Raw genomic sequence first — 20,517 nt, 5'->3', positions numbered from 1 at the left:
AACGACCAGGCCCTCACCCAGTACCTGGTGAGCACCTACTACTCCGCCGCCGTGCTCGTCCCCGACGCGCTGGGCGTACTGGAGAACGTGGCGCTCGGCGGCTGAGCCGCTCCGCCGCGTGAGACATCAGGACGGGCCCGGTGCGCTCCACCGGGCCCGTCGTCGTTTCACGAAGGGCCCCGCAATGACAGACAGGCCCACACCGGCGACACCTCGTTCCCCGCACCGGACCTGGCCCCTCGTCCAATCCCGCCGAGCGCTGAAAGACCTCTCCCGTGTGGCTCGTTCAGGAAACCAGCCCTCGGGATGAGGGATGTGCTCGCCCCGTGAACACTGTCCTTGACTGAAGACAGACACCGGAGACGAGACACAGGCTCGGACACCACCGGATATCAGCCATGCCACTCGGACGAGGAGATGAGGCGATGGAGTACCAGGCGAGCGTCTTCCGTCCGCTGACGGAGGGCGTGCTCCGGGCCGCGGGGCTGCGGCCCGGGATGCGGGTCCTGGACGTCGGCTGTGGCGTGGGGAGGTGAGGTGAGGTGAGCCCCCTCACCGCGGAGCTCGTCGGTCCCTCGGGCGAGGTGGTGGGCATCGATGGCGCCGCGCAGTCCCTCGAGTGGGCCTGGCGCCGCGCTCGGGAGCGAGGGCTGTCGCAGGTACGGTTCCAGCATTGCGACATGGCGTCACTGCCGCGAGAGCGAGTCTTCGACGCCGTGGTGGAGCGACGGGTGCTCGTCCGTCAGAAAGACCCGCTCCTCTTCATATCCAGCGGATGGCTTGAGACGCTCGGCCGTCACGTCAGAAGGGGGCTGGGGCGTGGAAGTCGTGTCGCGCGCCCGTGCGCGGATGCGTGAAGACGAGTCCCTCGGCGTGCAATCGCCAGGGCCCGGCTTCGCTCCCGAAGCGGGTGTCTCCGACGATGGGGGCACCGAGCCCCTCGGGATGCGCGGTGTGGATGCGCAGCTGCCATGCGTGGCGTGTCCTCGGCCAGAGCCATACGCGCGTGCGGCCCGCGTGTGACTCCACGACACGCCAGTCCGTCACCGCGTGCTTGCCGTGGGCGCGCCCCGCCAGGGACTCGAGCGCGCCGGAGGTGGTGCCTCGCAGCGGCAGGTCGATTCGGCCCTCCGTGCCCGGGAGTCCCCCTTCGACCCAGGCGACATGGCGATGCTCCGCTTCCCCCCGCGAGAGCTGGCGCTGGAGCGCGGCCCGCGTCTCGACGTCCCGCGCGAGCACCTGGAGGCCGGAGACCTCCGCGTCCAGCGCGTGGAGGAAATGCGCGGAGGTCAGCTCGGGGTAGCGCGACTGGAGGCGGACGAGCACGGAGTCCCGGCCCGGGGCATGACGCCCCGGCACCGAGGCGAGCCCCGCGTCCTTGTCCACCACGAGCAATGCCGCGTCCTCGTGCACCACCCTCACCGTGCCTCCGGTGGGGAGCGGCGGAGCGGGGTCCACGTCGAGCCCCTCCAGCATGAAGCCGAGGACCACGCGGCACTTGCTGTCACACGCCGGGTAGTACGCCCCGGAGACCCGGCCGCCGCCCTCGGGCTGTGCGCCCCACCAGAACTCCGCGAGCGCGAGGGGCTTCAGGCCATGACGGTAGGCCTGCGCCAGCAGCTTGGGCGCCGCGCACTCCCCCGCGCCTCCGGGGACGGGACGCGGGTCGAACAGGCTCGCCAGGGGGACCCGGCCTCCTCGCGCGTTGGGGATGTCATAGTCCCAGGTGAGCCGGTGCCACAGGGCCCGTGAGCGCTCCGCGCGTTCATGGGACAGGGCGTCTCGACGTTCGCTGAGCGCTCGTGCCTGGGCGCTGGAGGGCCCCGAGTCCAGGACGGCGCGCTCATGGTCCCTGGAGAGCTCGCGCAGACGGTGGCCCAGCTCGGCCAGCTCCACTTCGCCCCGGGGCAGGAAGGTCTTTCGCGCGCTCAAGTCGAAGAGTGGGGGCGCGAAGCCGTCCACCTCCCAGCGGCCTCCGAGCATCCCTGAGAAGGCGCTCAGGAAGCCTGGTGGCCCTTGCGGCGTGGAGACGACCAGGACGCCGAACATCTTTCCTCCACCCGGACGCCACAGGGACTCCCAGCGAGGGGCCTCGAGCTCGAGGCGCTGACGGAGCATCTCGGCGGCCCTCCGGGCGAGCGGCCCGGGCGCCCCGGGCGCGAAGGGGCTGGGCAGACGCGGGGGCACCTCTCCGGGCAGGGGCGGGGAATCGAAGAGGCGCGGGGACAGGGGTGGCTCGCTCACGGGGATGCGCGAAGGAGGCTCTCACAGGTCCGGCGCTCCGGGGGCCCCTTCCCCCGGGGGCGGGCTCGCCGGCCCACTCCTCCGGGAGACAGGGGGACACGGGCGGTGAGACACGGGGCTTGCGACATTGGGCACTGGTGGACAGAGGACGTGCGGGGTCCACGCCGGGTTCGACAGCCCGCAAACCAGCGTCTATGTCCTCCCTTGCATGGTGTCCGCTCCGCGAGAGGTGCTGCTGTTCACCCTGGCAGGTCAACGCTACGGCCTCCCCACCGAGGACGTGCGTGAGCTGGTGCGCGCCGTGCGCCTGACACCCCTGCCCCAAGCACCGGATGTCGTCGAGGGACTGCTCAACCTGCACGGCCAGCTGCTCCCCGTGCTCGACCTGCGCCGGCGCTTCCGGCACCCCGCCCGGCCCCTGTCCTCCTTCGACCACCTCATCATCGCCCAGGCCGGCCCCCGACAGGTCGCCCTGCGCGTGGACCGCGCCGAGGGCCTGCGGGTGGTCGCACCCGAGGAGTGGGACGAGACGCCCCGCGAGCTGCCCGGCGTCGGCTACGTCACCGGCGCCGCCAAGCTGGAGGACGGCCTGGTCCTGGTCCACGACCTGCGCGGGTTCCTCTCCGAGGCCGAGTCCCTGGCCCTGGACGCGGCGCTCGCGTCCTCGACGGAGCGTGCGTGAGGCAAGGGCCGTGGAGCCATCCGGGCTTTCCCGCCGTGCTCGCGCTCGTCGAGGAGCGCGCGGGGCTCGCTCCACCCTCCTGCCCCGCCTCCGCCGAGGAGGGCATCAGCCGCGCCATGGCTCGCGCCGGCGTCCGGGACTTCGAGACCTATCGCCTGCGCATCAGCGATGACGCGGCCGCGATGGACGACCTGCTCACCGAGCTCACCATCGGTGAGACGTACTTCTTCCGCACCCCCGAGCACTTCGAGCACCTGCGCCGCGTCGTGCTCCCCGGTCTGCGCGAGCGCCATGGACAGGACTACAGCGCGCGCCTGTGGAGCGCGGCGTGCTCGTCCGGCGAGGAGCCGTACTCGCTGGCGGCCCTGATGATGAACGAGGGCTGGGGCCAGCACATGACGGTGCTCGCCACGGATGTGTCGCGCACGGCGCTCGCTCGCGCACGGCGCGCGCACTACGGCGAGTGGTCCCTTCGGGGCCCCTGGGCCGAGCGGATGCGCGCGCACCTGCGCCCCGAGGGCCGCCAGTACATCCTGGCGCCGGATGTGAAACAGCACGTGCGCTTCAGCTACCTGAACCTCGCGCTCGACACGTGGCCCTCGCCCGACTCCGGCATCTGGCGGCTGGATGTCGTGTTCTGTCGCAACGTCCTCATCTACTTCAACGACGCCACCATCGAGGCCGTGGCCCGCCGCCTCCATGCGTCGCTGGCGGAGGGAGGGTGTCTGTTCACCGGTCCCTCGGACCCACCGCTCGGGGGGCTGGCTCCGCTGGAGCCCGTGCTCACCGAGTGGGGCGTGTTCTATCGGCGGCTTCCTCCCGGCACCACCGTGGCCGTTCCCGATGGGGCGCCGTTCGGCGCGCACCCGGCGGGTGCGGCACATGAGGGTCATGGGGCTCGGGCACCGCATGAAACGTGGCCGTCGCAGCCCGTGGGCGGCGCCTGGGCGCAGGGCTCGGGCGCTCATCCCGAGGCGGGTGGCGCGGGACAGGGTGGCGCGTTTCCGTGCGGGCCGGGCGCTCCGTACGATGCGGGCGCGTTTCAGCGCGAGCAGGGCTCTGCGCGCGATGCCGGCGCCGCGACAGGCGATGCCGGTGCGTTCCAGCGCGGGCCAGGCTCCGCGCAGGATGCCGGCTCCGCGGGCGCGTTGCCAGGTCAGGCGGGCGCAGTCAACCGCGGACCGGGCGCCTCGTCCGCGGCCACGGTTTCCGGTGCGAACACGCAGGGCTCCGCGCCTCGTGGCCCCCACCCCCGGGTCCTCCATCCCGCGGAGCTGTCCACCGCCCGTCGCGCACTGGAGCGCGGCGACTGGCGCGAGGCCGCGACACGGTTGGGCGCGCTGGACCCCGACCCGGACATCGCCACCACCGCCGTGCGCGCCATCGCCAACCTGGATGCCCAGGCCGCCCTCTACGTCAGCGCCGAGGCCGCCACCCGCCATCCGCTCGTGCCCGGCCTGCGCTACCTCGAAGCCCTCCTCCTCCTCGGCCAGGGCCGCCTCCCCGACGCCGAGCGCGCCGTCCGTCAGGCCCTCTACCTGGAGCCCACCCTCGCCGTCGCCTGGCTCGTCCTCGGACGCGTGCTGCGCCGGCTCGGCGACCTCCCCGGCGCCCGGAAGGCCCTGCGCGAGGCCGAGACGCTCTGCGAGGCCCTGCCCCCCGACACCGCCGTGCCACTCGCGGAGGGCGAGCGCGCACGTGAGCTGGCACGCGCCGCCCGCGACGAGCGCGTCCGCATGGAAGGCTCCTGATGCCGCACTCCAAGAACATCGACTGGACCGCCGTCCGGGCCCGGCTCGCCGAGCTGGAGTCCTCTCGCGAGGCCCAGGGCGACCTCACCCCCGAGGAGGAGGCCGCGCTGCTCGACGAGCGCGCCCGCGCCCTCGGCCGCCCCCTCACGCCCGACCTCGCCCCGGACACCCTGCGCGAGGTGGTGCGCTTTGGCGCCTCCGGCCAGACCTACGCCCTGGAGTCCCGGTTCGTGCTCGAGGTCGTCCGCTCCGCGGAGGTCATCCCCCTGCCCGGCGCCCCCGCCGCCCTGCGCGGCCTCACGCTGCTGCACGGGGAGGTGCTCCCCGTCGTCGAGCTGGCCCCGCTCTTCGGCCGCGCGCCGTCGAGCGCCACCGGCCCCCTGCTCGTCGTGGGCACGCACCGGGCCGAGCTGGGCGTGCGCACCGAGGAAGTCCAGGAGGTCACCCAGGTGTCCAGCCTGGACCTGCTGCCCACCCCCGAGGCCCTCGTGGATACCGCCGGCGGTCTGGTGTTCGCGGCCGACAGGGATGGAACTCTCTTGCTGGAGGGCGACGCGTTGCTGAGTGACAGTCGCCTCGTGTTCGATTTGTCCGACGAAGGAGTCGTATGAACATCGGGAACCGCATCGCGGTCGGCTTCGGACTCTCATTGATGGTGCTGCTCATCCTGGCCGTCGTCGCGTTCCAGGGAGCCCGCCAGCTCAACGAGACCACCGAAGGCCTGCTCAAGGCCCACGAGAACTACAAGCTGGTGCGCGAGGTGCGCGCGCTCATCGTCGACGCGGAGACGGGACAGCGCGGCTTCCTGCTCACCGGCGAGGACTCCTACCTGGAGCCCTATCAGCAGGCGGTCGCCACGCTCCAGCAGGACATCAACCTGCTGCGCGACGCGATGGCGCCCTTCCGCCAGCAGCGCGACCGCATGGTGCGCCTGGAGCCGCTCATCACGGGGCGGCTGGCCCTGCTCGAGGAGGGCATCCGCCAGCGCCGCGACAAGGGCCTGGAGAACGCGCTGCCCATCGTCCGGGGGCACCGGGGCAAGGAGCTGATGGACCAGATTCGCGGCGTCATCAACGAGATGCTCGCCGAGGAGCAGGAGCGCTGGAAGGAGCACGCCGACGCCGCCCAGGCCGCCGCGCGGCAGATCATGTGGGTGCTCGCCATCTGCGCCGTGATGGGTCTGCTCATCGTCTCCGTGGGCAGCTACGTCATCACCCGCAGCATCACCGTGCCGCTGCGCCGGCTGATGCTGGGCGTGGAGCAGCTGGGCTCGGGGAAGCTGGCCCACCGCATCGACATCAAGGGCCGCGACGAGACGGCGGAGCTGGCGCGCGCCTTCAACGACATGGCCGAGCGCCGTCAGCAATCCGAGGCGCAGATCGCCCGGCAGTCCGAGCAGCGCGAGCACACGCTGCGCACCGTGGCGGAGTTCGTCAATCAGCTCGCGGGCGCCAGCTCGCAGATTCTCGCCAGCACCACCGAGCAGGTGGCTGGCGCCCAGGAGCAGGGCAGCGCGGTGACGGAGACGGTGAGCACCATCGAGGAGATCACCAAGACGTCCGAGGAGGCCGCCGGCCGCGCGCGCAACGTCAGCGACTCCGCGCGCCACGCCGAGGAGGTGGGCCGCTCCGGCCGTCGCTCCGTGGAGGAGGCCGTGTCCTCCATGGGCACCGTGCGCGAGCAGGTGGAGTCCATCGCCCAGCGCATCCTCGCGCTCGCCGAGCAGGCGCAGGCCATCGGCGACATCATCACCACCGTCAACGACATCTCCGAGCAGACGCACATGCTCGCGCTCAACGCCTCCATCGAGGCCAGCCGCGCGGGGGAGAACGGCCGGGGCTTCGCCGTCGTCGCCGCCGAGGTGAAGGCGCTGGCGGACCAGTCCAAGAAGGCCACCAGCCAGGTGCGGCAGATTCTCGGACAGATTCAGAAGGCCACGCACGGCGCGGTGATGACCACCGAGGAGGGCACCAAGAGCGTGGCCACCGCCACCCGCGTGGTGTCCGAGGCGGGCGCCACCATCCAGACGCTGTCGGACCTGCTCGCGCAGGCGTCGCTCACCGCCGCGCAGATCGCCGCCTCCGCCAACCAGCAGGCCACGGGCATCGCGCAGATCCGCCAGGCCATGCATGACGTCAACCAGGCCACGCAGCAGGGCCTGTTGTCGTCGCGCCAGACGGAGCGGGCCATGCAGGACATCAACGGCATGGGGCAGAAGCTCAAGGGTCTGCTCGAAGAGTACGGCCGCTGATGGACCGCGACAGGCTCGCACAGGCGTTGCTCGCCACGTTCCTCGAGGAGCTCGAGGGACATGTGACGTCGCTCAACCGCGACCTGCTCGCGCTGGAGCGGGAGCAGGGGACACCGCCCGCCACCGAGCGGGTGTCGGCGCTCCTGCGCACGCTGCACAGCGTGAAGGGCGCCGCGCGCGCGGCCAGCGCCCTGCTGGTGGAGACGGCCTGTCACCGGCTGGAGGAGGTGCTCGAGCCCTTGCGCGACCGGCGCACCGCGCCTCCGGAGCTGTATGAGCTGTGCTTCGCCGCCGTGGACGCGCTGGACGACGCGGGGCGGCGACTGGCTTCGCGGCAGGAGCTGACGGGCTCGCCGCTGGAGCTGCTGCTGCCGGACCTGGAGCGCGCGGCCCAGGACGCGGCGGCGCCGGCACGTCCCTCGGTGTCGGAGGGCTCGCGCACGAGCGGGAGCGTGGGCAACTCGGGGGCCGGCGGTGCGGCGTCCGCGCACGACGGGGGCGCCTCACGCGCGCCGGGCGCCAGCGGGCCCTCCTCCACGCGTGACGCGGGAGGTTCACGCGCTCCGGGCGCCGGCGGTGCGGAGTCCTCTCGCGACGGTGGAGGTTCACGCGCTCCGGGTGCCGGCGGTGCGGAGTCCTCTCGCGACGGTGGAGGTTCACGCGCTCCGGGTGCCGGCAGTGCGGAGTCCTCTCGCGACGGTGGAGGTTCACGCGCTCCGGGTGCCGGCGGCGCGGAGTCCTCTCGCGACGGTGGAGGTTCACGCGCTCCGGGTGCCGGTGGTGCGGACGCCTCTCGTGACGCGGGGTCCTCTCGCGCTCCGGGCGCGGAGCCGTTGGAGTCCTCGTCCGGTGGCGCCGGCCTGGAGACGACGCTGCCGGTGCGCGTGTCCGCGCAGAAGCTGGACGCGCTCTTGTCGCGCAGCGGGGAGCTGCGGGTCGCCGCGCTGCGACTGGAGGGCCGCGCCGAGACGCTGGAGACGGTGCGCGAGGAGCTCGCCCGCGTGCGCGACGCCGTGCGCGGCACCGACGGCGAGGCCGCGCTGCGCCGCGCGGAGACGGAGCTGGCGCGGGTGGCGCGCGAGCTGGCCGCGGACCAGCGGGCCCTCGGCGGTGTGGCCACCGGCATGGATGACGAGGTCCGCCGCGCGCGCACCCTTCCCTTCGTCGAAGGCTGCAGCGGGCTGGAGCGCGCCGCGCGCGACGTGGCCCGCTCCGAGGGCAAGAAGGTCCGCCTGGAGATCCAGGGCGGCACGCTGGAACTGGACCGCTCCCTGCTCCAGTCCCTGCGCGAGCCGATGCTGCACCTGGTCCGCAACGCCGTGGCGCACGGCCTGGAGTCCCCCGAGGAGCGCGAGCGCGCGGGCAAGCCCGAGGAGGGGCTCGTCACGCTGTCGGCGCGCCTGCGCGGCAGCCGCGTGGAGGTCACCGTGGAGGACGACGGGCGCGGCCTGGACCTCCAGGCGCTGCGCGCGCGCGCCCTCGAGCGAGGCATCGAGGTCCCCGAGGACGACGCGGACGCGGCGCGGCTCGCCTTCCACGCGGGCCTGTCCACCACGTCGCGGGTGACGGAGGTCGCCGGACGCGGCGTGGGCCTGGACGTGGTGCGCACCCAGGTGGAGGCGATGCGCGGCACGGTGGAGGTGGCCACCCAGCCCGGCAAGGGCGCGCGCTTCACGCTCGACGTGCCCCTCACGCTGAGCACCCTGCGGGTGCTGCTGGTGTCTACCGGAGGACAGACGCTGGCCCTGGCCAGCGAGGGCGTGGCCCGGCTGGTGCGGCTGGCGCCCGAGGAGGTGCGCGACGTGGAGGGCCGACCCACCTGGGTGGCCGAGGACGCGCTGGTGCCCCTGGCCTCGCTGTCGGACGTGCTGGGCCTGCCCGCAGGGCCTCCGCGTCAGCGCCGGGGAGCGGTGGTGCTGGCGGCCGGCACCGCGCGCGCCGCGCTGGTGGTGGACGAGGTGCTGGCCGAGCAGGAGGCCCTCGTCCGCGCGCTGGGCCCCCGGGTGCGCCGCGCGCGTCACGTGTCGGCGGCGGCGGTGCTGCCGGACGGACGGCTGTCCCTGCTGCTCAACCCCGCCTCGCTGGTGCGGGCCGCGGGGGGACGACCCTCCACGGCGCTGTTCCCCATCCCGGCGGCCCGGGCGGCGCGGCGGCGCATCCTCCTGGCGGACGACTCGCCCACCACGCGCGCGCTCGAGCAGAGCATCCTGGAGGGCGCCGGCTACGACGTGGTGGCGTGCGCGGACGGGGCCGAGGCCTGGGAGCGGCTGCAGACCGTCGGCGCCGAGGCGCTCGTGCTCGACGTGGAGATGCCGCGCATGGACGGCATCGCGCTCACCGAGGCCGTGCGTGCCTCCCCCCGCTTCTCGCGGCTGCCGGTGGTGCTGGTCACCGCCCGGGGCAAGCCCGAGGACAAGGCGCGCGGGCTGCAAGCGGGGGCCAGTGCCTATCTTGTGAAAAGCGCGTTCGACCCGACGAGCCTGCTGGAGACCCTGAGACGACTGCTATGAGGACTGAACCGTTGCGCATCGTGGTGGCCGAGGACTCGCCCACCGCCCGCCGGCTGCTGGTGGAAATCCTGCGCGCCGACCCCGCGCTGAGCGTGGTGGGCGAGGCGAAGGACGGCGTGGAGGCGGTGGAGCTGGCCCAGCGGCTGCGGCCCCACCTGGTGACGATGGACATCCAGATGCCGCGCATGGACGGCCTGGAGGCCACGCGCCGGATCATGACGGAGGTGCCCACCCCCGTCGTCGTCGTGTCCACGCTGGTGGAGCGCGACATCCAGACGTCCATGGCCGCGCTGCGCGCCGGCGCGCTCGCGGTGCTCCAGAAGCCCCTGGGCCCCGAGTCCCCGGACTTCGACGCGGAGAGCCGTCGACTGCGCGACACCCTGAAGGCCATGGCGGAGGTGAAGGTGGTGCGCCGCTGGCCGGACCGGGGCACCGCGCCCGTGCCGCCTCCTCCCGCCACGCCCGCGCCCCGCAAGTCGCCGCCGCGCACGGCGGTGGTGGCGCTGGCGGCGTCGACGGGAGGACCGGCCGCGCTGTTCCGGCTGCTGTCGGAGCTGCCCTCGGACTTCCCCTCGCCCGTGCTGGTGGTGCAGCACATCGCGCTCGGCTTCGGTCAGGGCCTGGCGTCCTGGCTGGCCACGGCGGGGCCCCTGCCCGTGCGGGTGGCGGAGGAGGGAGAGCTGCTCTTGCCCGGCCACGTCTACCTGGCGCCGGACGACCGACACCTCGGCATCCAGGACGGCCGCGCGCAGGTGTCCAAGGCGGCGCCCGTCAACGGCTTCCGCCCCTCGGCGACGTGGCTGTTCCGCTCGGTGGCCAGGGCGCATGGGGCGGAGTCGCTCGCGGTGGTGCTGACGGGCATGGGCCAGGACGGGCTGGAGGGGATTCGCGAGCTGCGCGAGGCGGGGGGCCGGGTGCTGGCGCAGGACGAGGAGTCCTCCGTCGTCTTCGGCATGCCGGGCGTGGTGGTGGGGGCGGGGCTGGCGGACGAGGTCGTCTCCCTGGCCTCGCTGCCCGCCCGACTGACGCTCGCCGTCCGGGCAGGCGCACAGTCGGGGTGAGCCATAATATCCGCTTGTTAAATCTTGGAGCCTGACTGGACACGGAGGAATGGTCTTCGTGTCGAGGGGTGTCAATATCCCATCAGGCCCATCCCCCCGTTCCAATGAGCACATCCCTGCCTTCCTTCCTGTCCGCCTTCATGGCGCTCCCCGACCCCGCCTACGTCCTGGACGCGGTGGGGCGACTCATGGCGACCAGCGCCTCGGGCGCACGGGCCTTCGGACAGGGGCCCGAGGGGCTGGTGGGCCGGAGCTGGAGTGAGCTGGGCCTGCCGGTCGAGGACGCCGCGAGGCTGGAGTCCGCGCGAGCGCGGGCCTCGTCGCTGGGGGACAGCGTCACGGTGGAGCTGCCCTGGCCCATGGATTCGGGCCTGCGGCGGCACGCGCTGGTGCTCACCCCGCTGCCCGCGTCCGACAGCGAGCAGGGCCTGGTGCTGGTGACGGCGCGGCCGCTGACGGAGGCGGAGGCGGTGTACTCGCGCGCGCTGGAGCTGGAGCAGTTGGCGCGCGCGGAGGTGGAGCAGGCCGAGCGTCGACGCTCGTTCCTCTACCAGGCGATGACGACGCTGTTCACCCACCCGCCCGACCCGCACGGCATGTACACGCTGCTGGCGCACCTGGCGGTGCCGGACCTGGCGGACTGGTGTCTGGTGGACGCGCTGGAGCAGGGCAACTGGGTGTCGCGGGTCGCGGTGGCGTGCCTGGACCCGACGCAGCAGGAGCGCGCGGCGGCGCTGCCCCAGCGCATGGAGCGGCGCGACGACGCGCCCGTGGGGCTCTTGCGCGTCCTGCGCACCGGGGAGCCGGAGCTGGTGCCGGCGGTGACGGACTCGCTGCTGCGCGCGGCGGCGGCCGAGCCCGCGCACCCGACGCTCCTGCGCACGCTGCAGGCGCGCTCGTACATGATCATCCCGCTGCGCGCGCGCGGGAACACGCTGGGCGCGGTGACGTTCGTTGCCTCGGGCTCGGGCCGGCGGTACGGGCCGGATGACCTGGCGCTGGCGGAGGACCTGTGCCTTCGCGCGAGCCTGGCCATCGACAACGCGCGGCTGGTGGGCGAGTCGCGCCGCGCGGCCCGGGCGCGTGAGGACCTGCTCGCGGTGGTGTCGCACGACCTGAAGAACCCGCTGGGCGTGGTGCAGCTGGGCTCGGCGCTGCTCTTGCGCGGGCCGGGCGCGCGGCCGGGCGGGGAGATGGTGGCCAAGCAGGCCACGCGCATCCAGGACGCGACGGACCGGATGTCGCGCCTCATCTCGGACCTGCTGGACTGGGGACGGCTGGAGGCGGGGGGGCTGCCGCTGGAGCTGGGCGAGCATTCCATGACGGCGCTCGTGACGGAGGCGATGGACGCCATCCGGCCGCTGGCCGAGGCCAAGGGGCTGCACCTGCACACGCGCTCCACCGAGGACGACGTGCGCGCGAAGTGCGACCGCACGCGGGTGCTCCAGGTGCTGGGCAACCTGCTGGGCAACGCGGTGAAGTTCACCCCGCCGGGGGGAGACCTGGAGGCGGGGGTGTCCGTGCGCAACGGCGAGGTGTGCATCCACGTGCGCGACACGGGCTCGGGCATCGACCCGGAGGCGCTGCCGCACATCTTCGACCGGTACTGGCAGGCGCGCGACGCGGCCAGCCGGGGCACGGGGCTGGGGCTGGCCATCGCCAAGGGACTGGTGGAGGCGCACGGCGGCCACATCCACGCGCGCAGCACGAAGGGCGAGGGCAGCACCTTCTCCTTCACGCTGCCGCTGACGGGCGTGTCCACCGCGCCGCACTCCGGCGCGTCCCGCGCGCGACTGGACGCCTGAGACGGGGCGAGGACGGCTAGAGTCCTCGCCCGGTCATGCCCATCACCACGGAGCCGCTCCCCACCGCGTTCCTGCTCGCCGTCTGCGGCGCGCTGCTGGCGCTCAGCGTGTTGTTCAGCCGGGCGTCCGGCCGCTTCGGCATCCCCGTGGCGCTCTTGTTCCTGGGGGTGGGCATGGCGGCGGGCTCGGACGGCCCGGGCGGCATCGCCTTCGACAACTACGGCTTCGCGTTCCGGCTGGGCACGGTGGCGCTGGTGCTCATCCTGTTCGACGGCGGGCTCAACACGCCCCTGGCCGCCATCCACTCCGCGCTGAAGCCGGCGGCGGTGCTGGCGACGGTGGGCGTGGTGGCGACCGCGGCGCTGATGGGCGCGGCGGCGCACTTCATCTTCGGCTTCGGGTGGACGCAGTCCCTGCTGCTCGGCGCCATCGTGTCGTCCACGGACGCGGCGGCGGTGTTCTCCGTGCTGCGCGGCAGCGGGCTGCACCTGAAGCGGCGGGTGGGCACGACGCTGGAATTGGAGTCGGGGTTGAACGACCCGATGGCCGTCATCCTCACCACGGGCCTGACGCACACGCTGGCGAGCGGCAAGCCGCCGGGGTGGGACCTGGCGGTGGAGGCGGTGGTGCAGATGGTGGTGGGCGCGGGGCTGGGGCTCGCGATGGGCATGGGCGCGAGGCTCCTGCTCAAGCGCCTGCGGCTGCGCGTGGCGGGGCTGTACCCGGTGATGACGCTGGCGCTGGCGCTGCTGTCCTTCGGCCTGCCCACGCTGCTGCACGGCAGCGGCTTTCTGGCGGTGTACGTGGTGGGCATCGCGCTGGGCAACGAGAGCATCCGCTACCGCACGGGCCTGCTGCGCGTGCACGACGCGCTGGCGTGGCTGTCGCAGGTGTTGATGTTCCTGGTGCTCGGGTTGCTGGTGTATCCGCGCAACCTGGTGGAGGTGGCGTGGGAGGGGCTGGGGTTGGGCCTGGTGCTCGCGTTCCTGGCGCGGCCGCTGGCGGTGTTCCTGTGCCTGCTGCCGTTCCGCTTCCCCTTCGGGGAGATGGTCTACACGGGCTGGGTGGGGTTGAGGGGCGCGGTGCCCATCATCCTGGCGACGTTCCCGGTGCTGGCGAACGCGCCGGGCTCGCGGGACATCTTCAACATCGTGTTCTTCATCGTGGTGGTGAACGGGCTCATCCCCGGGGCGACGGTGCCGTGGGTGACGAAGAAGCTGGGCCTGGCGGCCAACGTGCCCGAGCCGCCCCAGGCGGTGCTGGAGATTGCGTCCACGCAACTGCTCAAGGGGGAGCTGAGCTCGTTCTACATCGACAAGGCGTCGGCGGTGGCGGGCGAGCGGCTGGCGGACCTGCCCTTCCCGCCGGGCTCGGCGGCGATGCTGCTGGTGCGTGGGCAGGAGCTGCTCGCGCCCAAGGGCGACACCGTGTTCCAGCCCGGCGACCACGTGTATGTCTTCGGCCACGCGGAGGACCTGCCGCTGCTGCGCCTGCTCTTCGGGCAGCAGGAGGACGAGTAGGCGCGCGTGCGCTGGGCCCGGCCGGAGCGCCGATGCTTTGCCGTCGAATCATCGGCGTGCCGCCGTGGCTGTGATTGCTCGTCCCAGGCGTCCGTGACAGGAAGCGGGTTCATGTCCTTCCTGCATCAGGCGCTGGTGTTCCTGGCGGCCGCGGTGGTGTCCGTCCCGCTGTTCAAGCGGCTCGGCCTAGGCTCGGTGCTGGGCTACCTCGTCGCGGGCGCCGTCATCGGCCCCTCGGGCGCGAAGCTCATCGGCGACGTGCAGAACGTGCTCCACTTCTCCGAGCTGGGCGTGGTGCTGCTGCTGTTCGTCATCGGCCTGGAGCTGCAACCCTCCCGCCTCTGGAGCCTGCGCCACTCCGTCTTCGGCATCGGCGGCGCCCAGGTCGTCGTCACCGGCGCCCTGCTCGCGAGCGTCTGCTGGCTGTTCGGCCTGTCCCCCGGGGCGTCCATCATCGCGGGCTTCGGCCTGTCGCTCTCCTCCACCGCCTTCGCCCTCCAGCTGCTCGCCGAGCGCAACCAGCTCACCACCGGCTACGGACGCCTCGCCTTCGGCATCCTCCTGTTCCAGGACCTGGCCGTCATCCCGCTGCTCGCGCTGCTGCCCCTGCTGGGCCACGCGAGCACCGCGTCACCCGAGCCCGGCTGGCTCACCGGCCTCAAGGTCGTGGCCGTGCTCACGGGCGTGGTGCTCGCGGGCCGCTTCCTCTTGCGCCCCCTCTTCCGCGCCGTGGCCTCGTTCCACAGCCAGGAGCTGTTCACCGCCACCGCGCTGCTCGTCGTCGTGGGCACCGCCGCCCTGCTCCATGCCGTGGGCCTGTCCATGGCGCTCGGCGCGTTCCTCGCCGGCGTGCTCCTGTCCGAGTCCGAGTACCGCCACGAGCTGGAGGCCGACATCGAGCCCTTCAAGGGCCTGCTGCTCGGCCTGTTCTTCATCGCCGTGGGCATGAGCGTCAACCTGCGCCTCATCGTCGAGCAGCCCGTGCTCGTCACCGCCCTCGTCCTGGGGCTGGTGGCCCTCAAGGGCGCCGTGCTCTACGGCCTGGGCCGCTTGAGCCTCAAGGAGAACGAGCCCTCGCTCAGCCTGGGCGTGGTCATCTCCCAGGGCGGCGAGTTCGCCTTCGTCCTCTTCGCGCTCGCCGTGTCCTTCCACGTCATGAGCGCCCAGGAGGCGGACCTGCTCGTCGTCGTCGTGGGCCTGTCCATGGCCACCACCCCCATGCTCTACGCGGCCTACGAGCGCTACGTCCGCCCCCGCTTCCAGAAGAAGGCCCAGACGCGCGAGTTCGACGTGGCGCCCCAGGAGGACCACCCCGTCATCATCGCCGGCTTCGGCCGCGTGGGTCAGGTGGTGGGCCGACTGCTGCGCGCCAAGCGCATCGGGTTCACCGCCATCGACGCGAGCCCCGAGCACATCGACTTCATGAAGCGCTTCGGTAGCCAGGTGTTCTACGGCGACGCGTCCCGGCTGGACCTGCTGCGCGCCGCCCGCGCCGACAAGGCCCGCGTCTTCGTGCTCGCCATCGACGACATGGAGGCGTCCCTGCGCACCGCGAAGACGGTGAAGGAGCACTTCCCCCACCTGGTCATCTTCGCGCGCGCCCGCAACCGCGTGCACGCCTACCAGCTGCTGGACCTGGGCATCGAGCACGTCATGCGGGAGACGTTCGCCGGCAGCATGGAGCTGGGCGGCGACATCCTCCAGACGATGGGGCTCACCTTCTCCGAGAGCCACCGCGTCATGGAGCGCCTGCGAGAGCACGACGAGAAGCTCCTGCGCGAGACGGCCCGCTTCCACCGCGACGAGGCCAGGCTGGTGGAGGCCGCCGCCCGCGCCCGCAAGGAGCTGGAGCGCCTCTTCGAAGAGGACGACGCCGAGCAGAAGAAGTCCGCCTGAGCCGCCCCACCCTCGCGAGCCGGGTGCTCCCGGACAGCGCCCCTCATCACGTCCGACCTGGACTGACCCACCTCCCTGGGATTCCGGACTCCAGACGAAAACGCCACATCCCAGACCCACCCCGTTTCCCGGGTTATCTGAACCCGCATTCACCCCGGGCGCATCCGGCCGGCCGAATTGCAGTCACGCTGCAAGAACCGGCCGTTCGGAACGGCAGGCAGGGACCTGGAGCGCACCGAGCGAGGAAGGAGCAGCGGGGGCCGCTCGCGCCAGACACGGAGCGGAGTATGGTTCTGCCCGGATGCGTTTCGGCCTCACCGCAGCACTCAAGCCCACCCCCTTCCGTGCCTCGGCCCACGCGGAAGCGCGGGGATGCCACGCGCTGACGACGTCACCCCGTGCGCGGGGGACGGCCGCCGCGCCATGCCGCCCCTTTGCGCGGAGCACCTTCTCGACGAGGAGCCCGGAGAATCCCGAGGCAGCCTGTCCTCCCTCCTGACACGGCCCCGCCTCCTCTCCTCGACCTCCAGCTCCTCCCGCGAAAACCCACGACGCATGCCCTCCACCCCCGCCAAGAAGCGCCCGCGATCCCCGGCCCCGGCCCTCCCCTCCGAGGCGTCGGCCGGCGTACCGCTGCATGCGCTCCTGGAGGGACTGCCGGATGCGTTCTTCACGCTCGACGCCGGCTGGCGCTTCACCTACCTGAGCCCGCGCATGGCGGAGCTGCTGGAGGGCTCCGCCACGGTCGGCGACGACGTGCGCCGCGCGTGCCCCCAGCTGCTGGATTTGCGCCGCCACCTGCGCTTCGAGCAGCCCGCCACCCAGCAGCCCGCCACGCGCTTCGAGCACGGCTGGCCGGAGCGGGACTCGACGTTCGACGTGCGCGCGCGCGTGGTGCCCGGGGGGCTGTTGGTCCACTGCCGGGACATCAGCGGGGAGAAGCGCGCGAAGGAGGAGCTGCGCCGCGCCAGCGAGGTGTTCCGCGCCATCCACGAGGGGACGACGGACTCCGTCTACACGAAGGATTTGGAGGGCCGCTACCAGCTCATCAACGCCTCGGGCGCGCGCGCGGTGGGCTACGAGGTGGAGCAGATGGTGGGCCGCACGGACCACGAGCTGTTCGCGCCCGAGGTCGCCCGCGTCAACGCCGCCAACGACCGGGAGGTGCTCGCCTTCGGCCGCACCGTCACGTACGAGGACGCGCAGCCGGGCGTGGAGGGCCCGCGCGTGTGGCTGAGCACCAAGGGCGTGCTGCGCGACGGTGACGGCAAGGTGGTGGGGCTGTTCGGCATCAGCCGCGACATCACCCAGCGCAAGTGGGCCGAGGAGGAGGCGCGCCGCCACTCCGAGTTCCAGGAGCAGCTGATGGGCATCGTCAGCCACGACATCAGGAGCCCCCTGGGCGCCATCATGAACTGGTCGCGCGTGATGGCCGAGTCCGGCACCGCCGAGGACGCGCGGCGCACCAGCCAGCGCATCGCCACCGCGGCGGTGCGCATCGAGCGGCTCACGCGCCTGCTGCTCGACTTCACTCGCACCCGGCTGATGGGCGGCGTGGCGATTGAGCCCAGGCCCATGGACTTGAAGGACCTGGCGCTGCGCGTGGCGCACGAGTTCCGCGTGGCCTACCCCGAGCGCGTCATCGAGGTGGAGCACAAGGGCAACACGCAGGGCATGTGGGACCCGGACCGGCTGGGGCAGGTGGCCAGCAACCTGCTGGAGAACGCGCTGAAGTTCGGCCCCTCGGACACGCCGGTGCGGCTGGAGGTCCGGGCCACGCGCGGCAACAAGGTGGTGCTGGAGGTGCACAACGGCGGGCGGCCCATCCCCGCGCACCTGCTGCCGCACCTGTTCGAGCCCTTCCGCAGCGGCCCGCAGACGACGCGCACGCTGAAGATGAGCTACGGGCTGGGGCTCTACATCGTCCGGGAAATCGTGCAGGCGCACGGCGGGGGCATCGAGGTCAGCTCCACCGAGGAGGACGGCACGTCCTTCACGGTGACGCTGCCGCGCCGCTCGCTGCCCGCCCGGCCCCAGGCTCAGTCGCCGCGGGTGCCGCGCTCCGAGCCCAGGTAGCGGTTGAGCAGCGCCGCCAGCTCCGAGCCCGCGAAGGGCTTGGTGAGGTAGTCGGTGCAGCCGCTGTCGAAGCCCGCCTGCACGCTCGCGGGCTCCATGCGCGTGCTGCACAGGATGATGGGCGTGTGGCGCGTGGGCTCGCGCTCGCGCAGCGCGCGGCAGGTCTGCAGGCCATCCAGGTGCGGCATGTGGATGTCCAGCACGACCAAGTCCGGCGCCTCCACCTCCACGCGCGCCAGCGCCTCCAGCCCGTCGCGGGCGATGAGCGTCTCGTAGCCGCGCTCCACCATCATCATCTGGTGGAGCATCAACACCGTGTGCGAGTCGTCGACGAGCAGGACCTTCTTGCGCCGCATGACGTCTCCTCGAGGGGACCAGGGTTCACGCGGGGGACGTGGCCTGGCAGAGCTGACGAAGGTGCATCAGGCGCGGAGGACCCATGCCCAGGAAGCGCACCCCCATGCCGTGGGGCGCGCACAGGCTCTCACGCTGCGCGCAGGGGTTGGCCCACGCCACCACGCCGTGGGACTCCAGCCGCTCACCCGTGGTGGGCAGGTGCAGCCGCAGCGTCACCGCCGCGCCGGGGCGCGCCGGCACCAGCGTGCGCACGAAGAGGCCCGCGGGGCTCATCGCGAAGGACACGCCCGACGTCCAGGGGGCGGCCTTGCTCTCGCCCTCCGCGAACTCCACCGGACAGCAGAAGGGCACCCGCTCCTCCACCCGGAGCGAGGCGCCGTCGCGGCCCAGGAGCGTGTGCACGCGCGGCAGGAGCGCCCCCGCCCGCGCGCACTCCGCGGGCGTCACCGACAAGGTCGGCACTCCGTCCAGGAGCGCGCGCGCCGTGGCGCTCGCGCGGGCCCACACCCCACCCCAGGCGCCGTCACCCGCGACGACGAGCAGGTGGGGCCGGGCGCCGTGCTCCTCCACGCGCGAGGCGGCGCCCTCCACGGTGGCGCTGTACAGCAGGTGATGGCCACAGGCCTCCAGCAGCGAGCCCAGCCCCGTCCACGTGCGCGCGCCGCCCGCGCCCGCGAGCAGCACCACGCGCGGGCTGTAGCGCTCGCTCGCGGGGGCTGCGGGGCTCTTGCCCAGCAGCGCGGACAGCCGGGCGCGCACGGCCGCCTCGCTCACGGGCGTCACCAGGCAGTCCTCGATGCCCTCGGCGTCCGCCGCCTCCAGCACCTCCGCGGGCGTCTCCGGCTCGGCCACCAGCACCAGCGGCGCGCCGGACGCGCCCACGCGCGCCTTCAGCCCCCCCAGCCCTCCAGGGCCACGCTCACGCACGTGCCGCCAGTGGACCAGCACCAGCCGGGGCCGGGCTCGCGAGGAGGGCTCACCCGCCACTCCACCCGCGACGGCCGCCTGCACCGGCTCACACCCCAGCGCCCGGGCGGCGCGCGACAGACACAGCCACGCCTCGCCCACCACGCCCACCCACAGCACACGAGGCGCCCCGGGCGTCTCGCCAATGACGGGCCGGACCGGGCCTGAGGCCATCCTCATGCGGATTCTCCGTGTCTGGTTCCCCCCGGCCCCGCCACTCGCGTTGTTGGCGAGATATGGGAAACAGCCACACGGTGAATACTCCCCCTGGTCGGATTCCAGGGAGAGGTGAGGAATACAGGACAGAGAGAATCAGCCCGACCTTTCGGTGCGGGCGACGTCAGACGCGGGCGACGTTCACGCCCGAGTCCACCGCCTGCAGCTCGTCGCCGAAGGACACGTCCACGGCGCCGCCCTGGGGCGGGTCATAGGGCGCGCGGCCGACCTGGGTGGTGCCGAAGCGGGGGAACAGCGGCGCCAGCACGTAGGAGCGGAAGCACCAGCCGAAGAAGCTCACCGGCTTGAGCCGGGGGTCGATGGAGGCGGCAATCTTCGCGTGCGCCTGGGGCAACAGGCTCCAGTGCAGCCCCGGCGTCTCGTGGTGCACCGCGTGCAGCCCGTTGTTGAAGAGGAAGAAGTTGATGAGGCGGCCGGTGAAGCTGCGGCTGTGGTCGTGCTCGCTCCAGGGGTCCGCGTGGACGTGCTGGATGTAGTTGAAGAACATGATGGTCCACAGCGAGAAGACCGCCGGAATCAGGAACGCGAAGGCCCAGACGCGCAGGCCACCACCGATGCCGTGCAGGTAGATGGCGAGCGCGACGAGCGCCGCGTGGGTGCCGCCCCAGACGACGTACTGGAGGACAATCTGGCGGAACAGGGCGGGGTTGCGCGCGCGGGCCTTGTCGATGAAGGCCTTGGTGGGCTCCTGCTGCCAGTAGGTGGAGACGAAGGGGAAGAAGAAGGCGACGAGGAAGTTGTGCTTCTTCGAGTAGCGCCAGGTGATGGTGGCGTCGCCCGCCTTGTTCACGAACTTGTGGTGGTTCAGGTTGTGCGTCGGAATCCACACGAAGGTCGGGTAGCCGTAGAACAGCGACAGCCACATGCCCATCGCCTCGTTCATCTTCCGGTTGCGGAAGGTGGGGCAGTGATTGTGGTTGTGGGCGATGACACCCGCCGACAGCGCCAGGTAGCACGCCAGCGGGCACAGGTAGGGGATGAGCCCGGGGTCCCAGAACATCGTGAGGGCCACCACGGGCATCGCCAGGCACCAGAGGAGGGTGCGGATGTCGGCGCTGTAACGGAGCATGGCGCGCAGTGTGCCTTACGCCACAGTGAAGGCCCAAATCTATCGCTCGCCCTCCAGCGGGGCCTCCCTCTCCCCCTCGCCGTGTAGGAGAG

At 72.5% G+C, this 20,517-nt stretch carries 17 protein-coding genes; 13 read left to right on the top strand and 4 right to left on the bottom strand.

Going from position 1 to position 20,517, the window contains the following annotated elements:
• The 3 genes from K8625_RS23395 to K8625_RS44515 form a co-directional block, all read left to right on the top strand.
• Nucleotides 1–105: hypothetical protein (locus tag K8625_RS23395; protein ID WP_223783954.1), on the top strand; the 105-nt coding region annotated here is incomplete at its 5' end.
• A gap of 293 nt (nucleotides 106–398) precedes the next feature.
• Nucleotides 399–536: a class I SAM-dependent methyltransferase gene (locus K8625_RS23390; RefSeq protein WP_223783949.1), complete on the top strand. Its 138-nt coding sequence runs from the start codon at nucleotides 399–401 to the stop codon at nucleotides 534–536.
• A gap of 6 nt (nucleotides 537–542) precedes the next feature.
• Nucleotides 543–857, top strand: a complete 315-nt coding sequence (locus K8625_RS44515; RefSeq protein WP_223783948.1) for a methyltransferase domain-containing protein — start codon at nucleotides 543–545, stop codon at nucleotides 855–857.
• Here the strand turns inward: K8625_RS44515 and K8625_RS23380 are convergent.
• Nucleotides 802–2,049, bottom strand: a complete 1,248-nt coding sequence (locus K8625_RS23380) for an RluA family pseudouridine synthase (RefSeq protein WP_223783947.1) — start codon at nucleotides 2,047–2,049, stop codon at nucleotides 802–804. The two genes, K8625_RS44515 and K8625_RS23380, sit on opposite strands and share 56 nt — an antisense overlap.
• A gap of 403 nt (nucleotides 2,050–2,452) precedes the next feature.
• Between K8625_RS23380 and K8625_RS23375 the strand changes: the two genes are divergently transcribed.
• From K8625_RS23375 to K8625_RS23330, 10 genes are all read left to right on the top strand, one after another.
• Nucleotides 2,453–2,926 (top strand): chemotaxis protein CheW, encoded by a 474-nt coding sequence (locus K8625_RS23375; protein ID WP_141332646.1) that lies wholly within the window; start codon nucleotides 2,453–2,455, stop codon nucleotides 2,924–2,926.
• Complete coding sequence (locus K8625_RS23370) at nucleotides 2,923–4,677, top strand: CheR family methyltransferase (protein WP_223783946.1); 1,755 nt, start codon at nucleotides 2,923–2,925, stop codon at nucleotides 4,675–4,677. Before K8625_RS23375 ends, K8625_RS23370 begins: the two co-directional genes overlap by 4 nt.
• The gene (locus tag K8625_RS23365; RefSeq protein WP_223751894.1) at nucleotides 4,677–5,288 is read left to right on the top strand and encodes a chemotaxis protein CheW; all 612 of its coding nucleotides are present in this window, start codon (nucleotides 4,677–4,679) and stop codon (nucleotides 5,286–5,288) included. Before K8625_RS23370 ends, K8625_RS23365 begins: the two co-directional genes overlap by 1 nt.
• The gene (locus K8625_RS23360; protein ID WP_223783945.1) at nucleotides 5,285–6,928 is read left to right on the top strand and encodes a methyl-accepting chemotaxis protein; all 1,644 of its coding nucleotides are present in this window, start codon (nucleotides 5,285–5,287) and stop codon (nucleotides 6,926–6,928) included. Before K8625_RS23365 ends, K8625_RS23360 begins: the two co-directional genes overlap by 4 nt.
• Nucleotides 6,928–9,438: a hybrid sensor histidine kinase/response regulator gene (locus K8625_RS23355; RefSeq protein ID WP_223783944.1), complete on the top strand. Its 2,511-nt coding sequence runs from the start codon at nucleotides 6,928–6,930 to the stop codon at nucleotides 9,436–9,438. Before K8625_RS23360 ends, K8625_RS23355 begins: the two co-directional genes overlap by 1 nt.
• The gene (gene cheB, locus K8625_RS23350) at nucleotides 9,435–10,499 is read left to right on the top strand and encodes a chemotaxis-specific protein-glutamate methyltransferase CheB (protein ID WP_223751897.1); all 1,065 of its coding nucleotides are present in this window, start codon (nucleotides 9,435–9,437) and stop codon (nucleotides 10,497–10,499) included. The genes K8625_RS23355 and cheB overlap by 4 nt, the downstream gene beginning before the upstream one ends.
• A 104-nt stretch (nucleotides 10,500–10,603) precedes the next feature.
• Nucleotides 10,604–12,304, top strand: coding sequence for an ATP-binding protein (locus K8625_RS23345; RefSeq protein ID WP_223783943.1), 1,701 nt, complete (start codon nucleotides 10,604–10,606; stop codon nucleotides 12,302–12,304).
• Between the two features lie 35 nt (nucleotides 12,305–12,339).
• Nucleotides 12,340–13,824: a potassium/proton antiporter gene (locus tag K8625_RS23340; RefSeq protein WP_223751899.1), complete on the top strand. Its 1,485-nt coding sequence runs from the start codon at nucleotides 12,340–12,342 to the stop codon at nucleotides 13,822–13,824.
• 111 nt (nucleotides 13,825–13,935) lie between these two features.
• Nucleotides 13,936–15,720, top strand: coding sequence for a monovalent cation:proton antiporter-2 (CPA2) family protein (locus K8625_RS23335; RefSeq protein WP_223783942.1), 1,785 nt, complete (start codon nucleotides 13,936–13,938; stop codon nucleotides 15,718–15,720).
• Between the two features lie 555 nt (nucleotides 15,721–16,275).
• Complete coding sequence (locus tag K8625_RS23330) at nucleotides 16,276–17,796, top strand: ATP-binding protein (RefSeq protein WP_223751901.1); 1,521 nt, start codon at nucleotides 16,276–16,278, stop codon at nucleotides 17,794–17,796.
• Here K8625_RS23330 and K8625_RS23325 read toward each other — a convergent pair.
• The 3 genes from K8625_RS23325 to K8625_RS23315 all read right to left on the bottom strand — a co-directional run bounded on the left by K8625_RS23325 (nucleotide 17,760) and on the right by K8625_RS23315 (nucleotide 20,425).
• Nucleotides 17,760–18,152 carry a response regulator gene (locus K8625_RS23325; RefSeq protein WP_141330647.1) on the bottom strand — a complete coding sequence of 131 codons (393 nt, stop codon included), beginning with the start codon at nucleotides 18,150–18,152 and terminating at the stop codon, nucleotides 17,760–17,762. The two genes, K8625_RS23330 and K8625_RS23325, sit on opposite strands and share 37 nt — an antisense overlap.
• A gap of 25 nt (nucleotides 18,153–18,177) precedes the next feature.
• Nucleotides 18,178–19,299: a PilZ domain-containing protein gene (locus K8625_RS23320; RefSeq protein ID WP_223751902.1), complete on the bottom strand. Its 1,122-nt coding sequence runs from the start codon at nucleotides 19,297–19,299 to the stop codon at nucleotides 18,178–18,180.
• 160 nt (nucleotides 19,300–19,459) lie between these two features.
• Nucleotides 19,460–20,425, bottom strand: a complete 966-nt coding sequence (locus K8625_RS23315; protein ID WP_223783941.1) for a fatty acid desaturase — start codon at nucleotides 20,423–20,425, stop codon at nucleotides 19,460–19,462.
• Nucleotides 20,426–20,517: the final 92 nt, after the last annotated feature.

Source organism: Myxococcus sp. AS-1-15 (assembly GCF_020037055.1).
GTDB classification, from domain to species: Bacteria; Myxococcota; Myxococcia; order Myxococcales; family Myxococcaceae; genus Myxococcus; species Myxococcus fulvus.
This window is presented reverse-complemented; position numbering and strand designations above follow the sequence as displayed.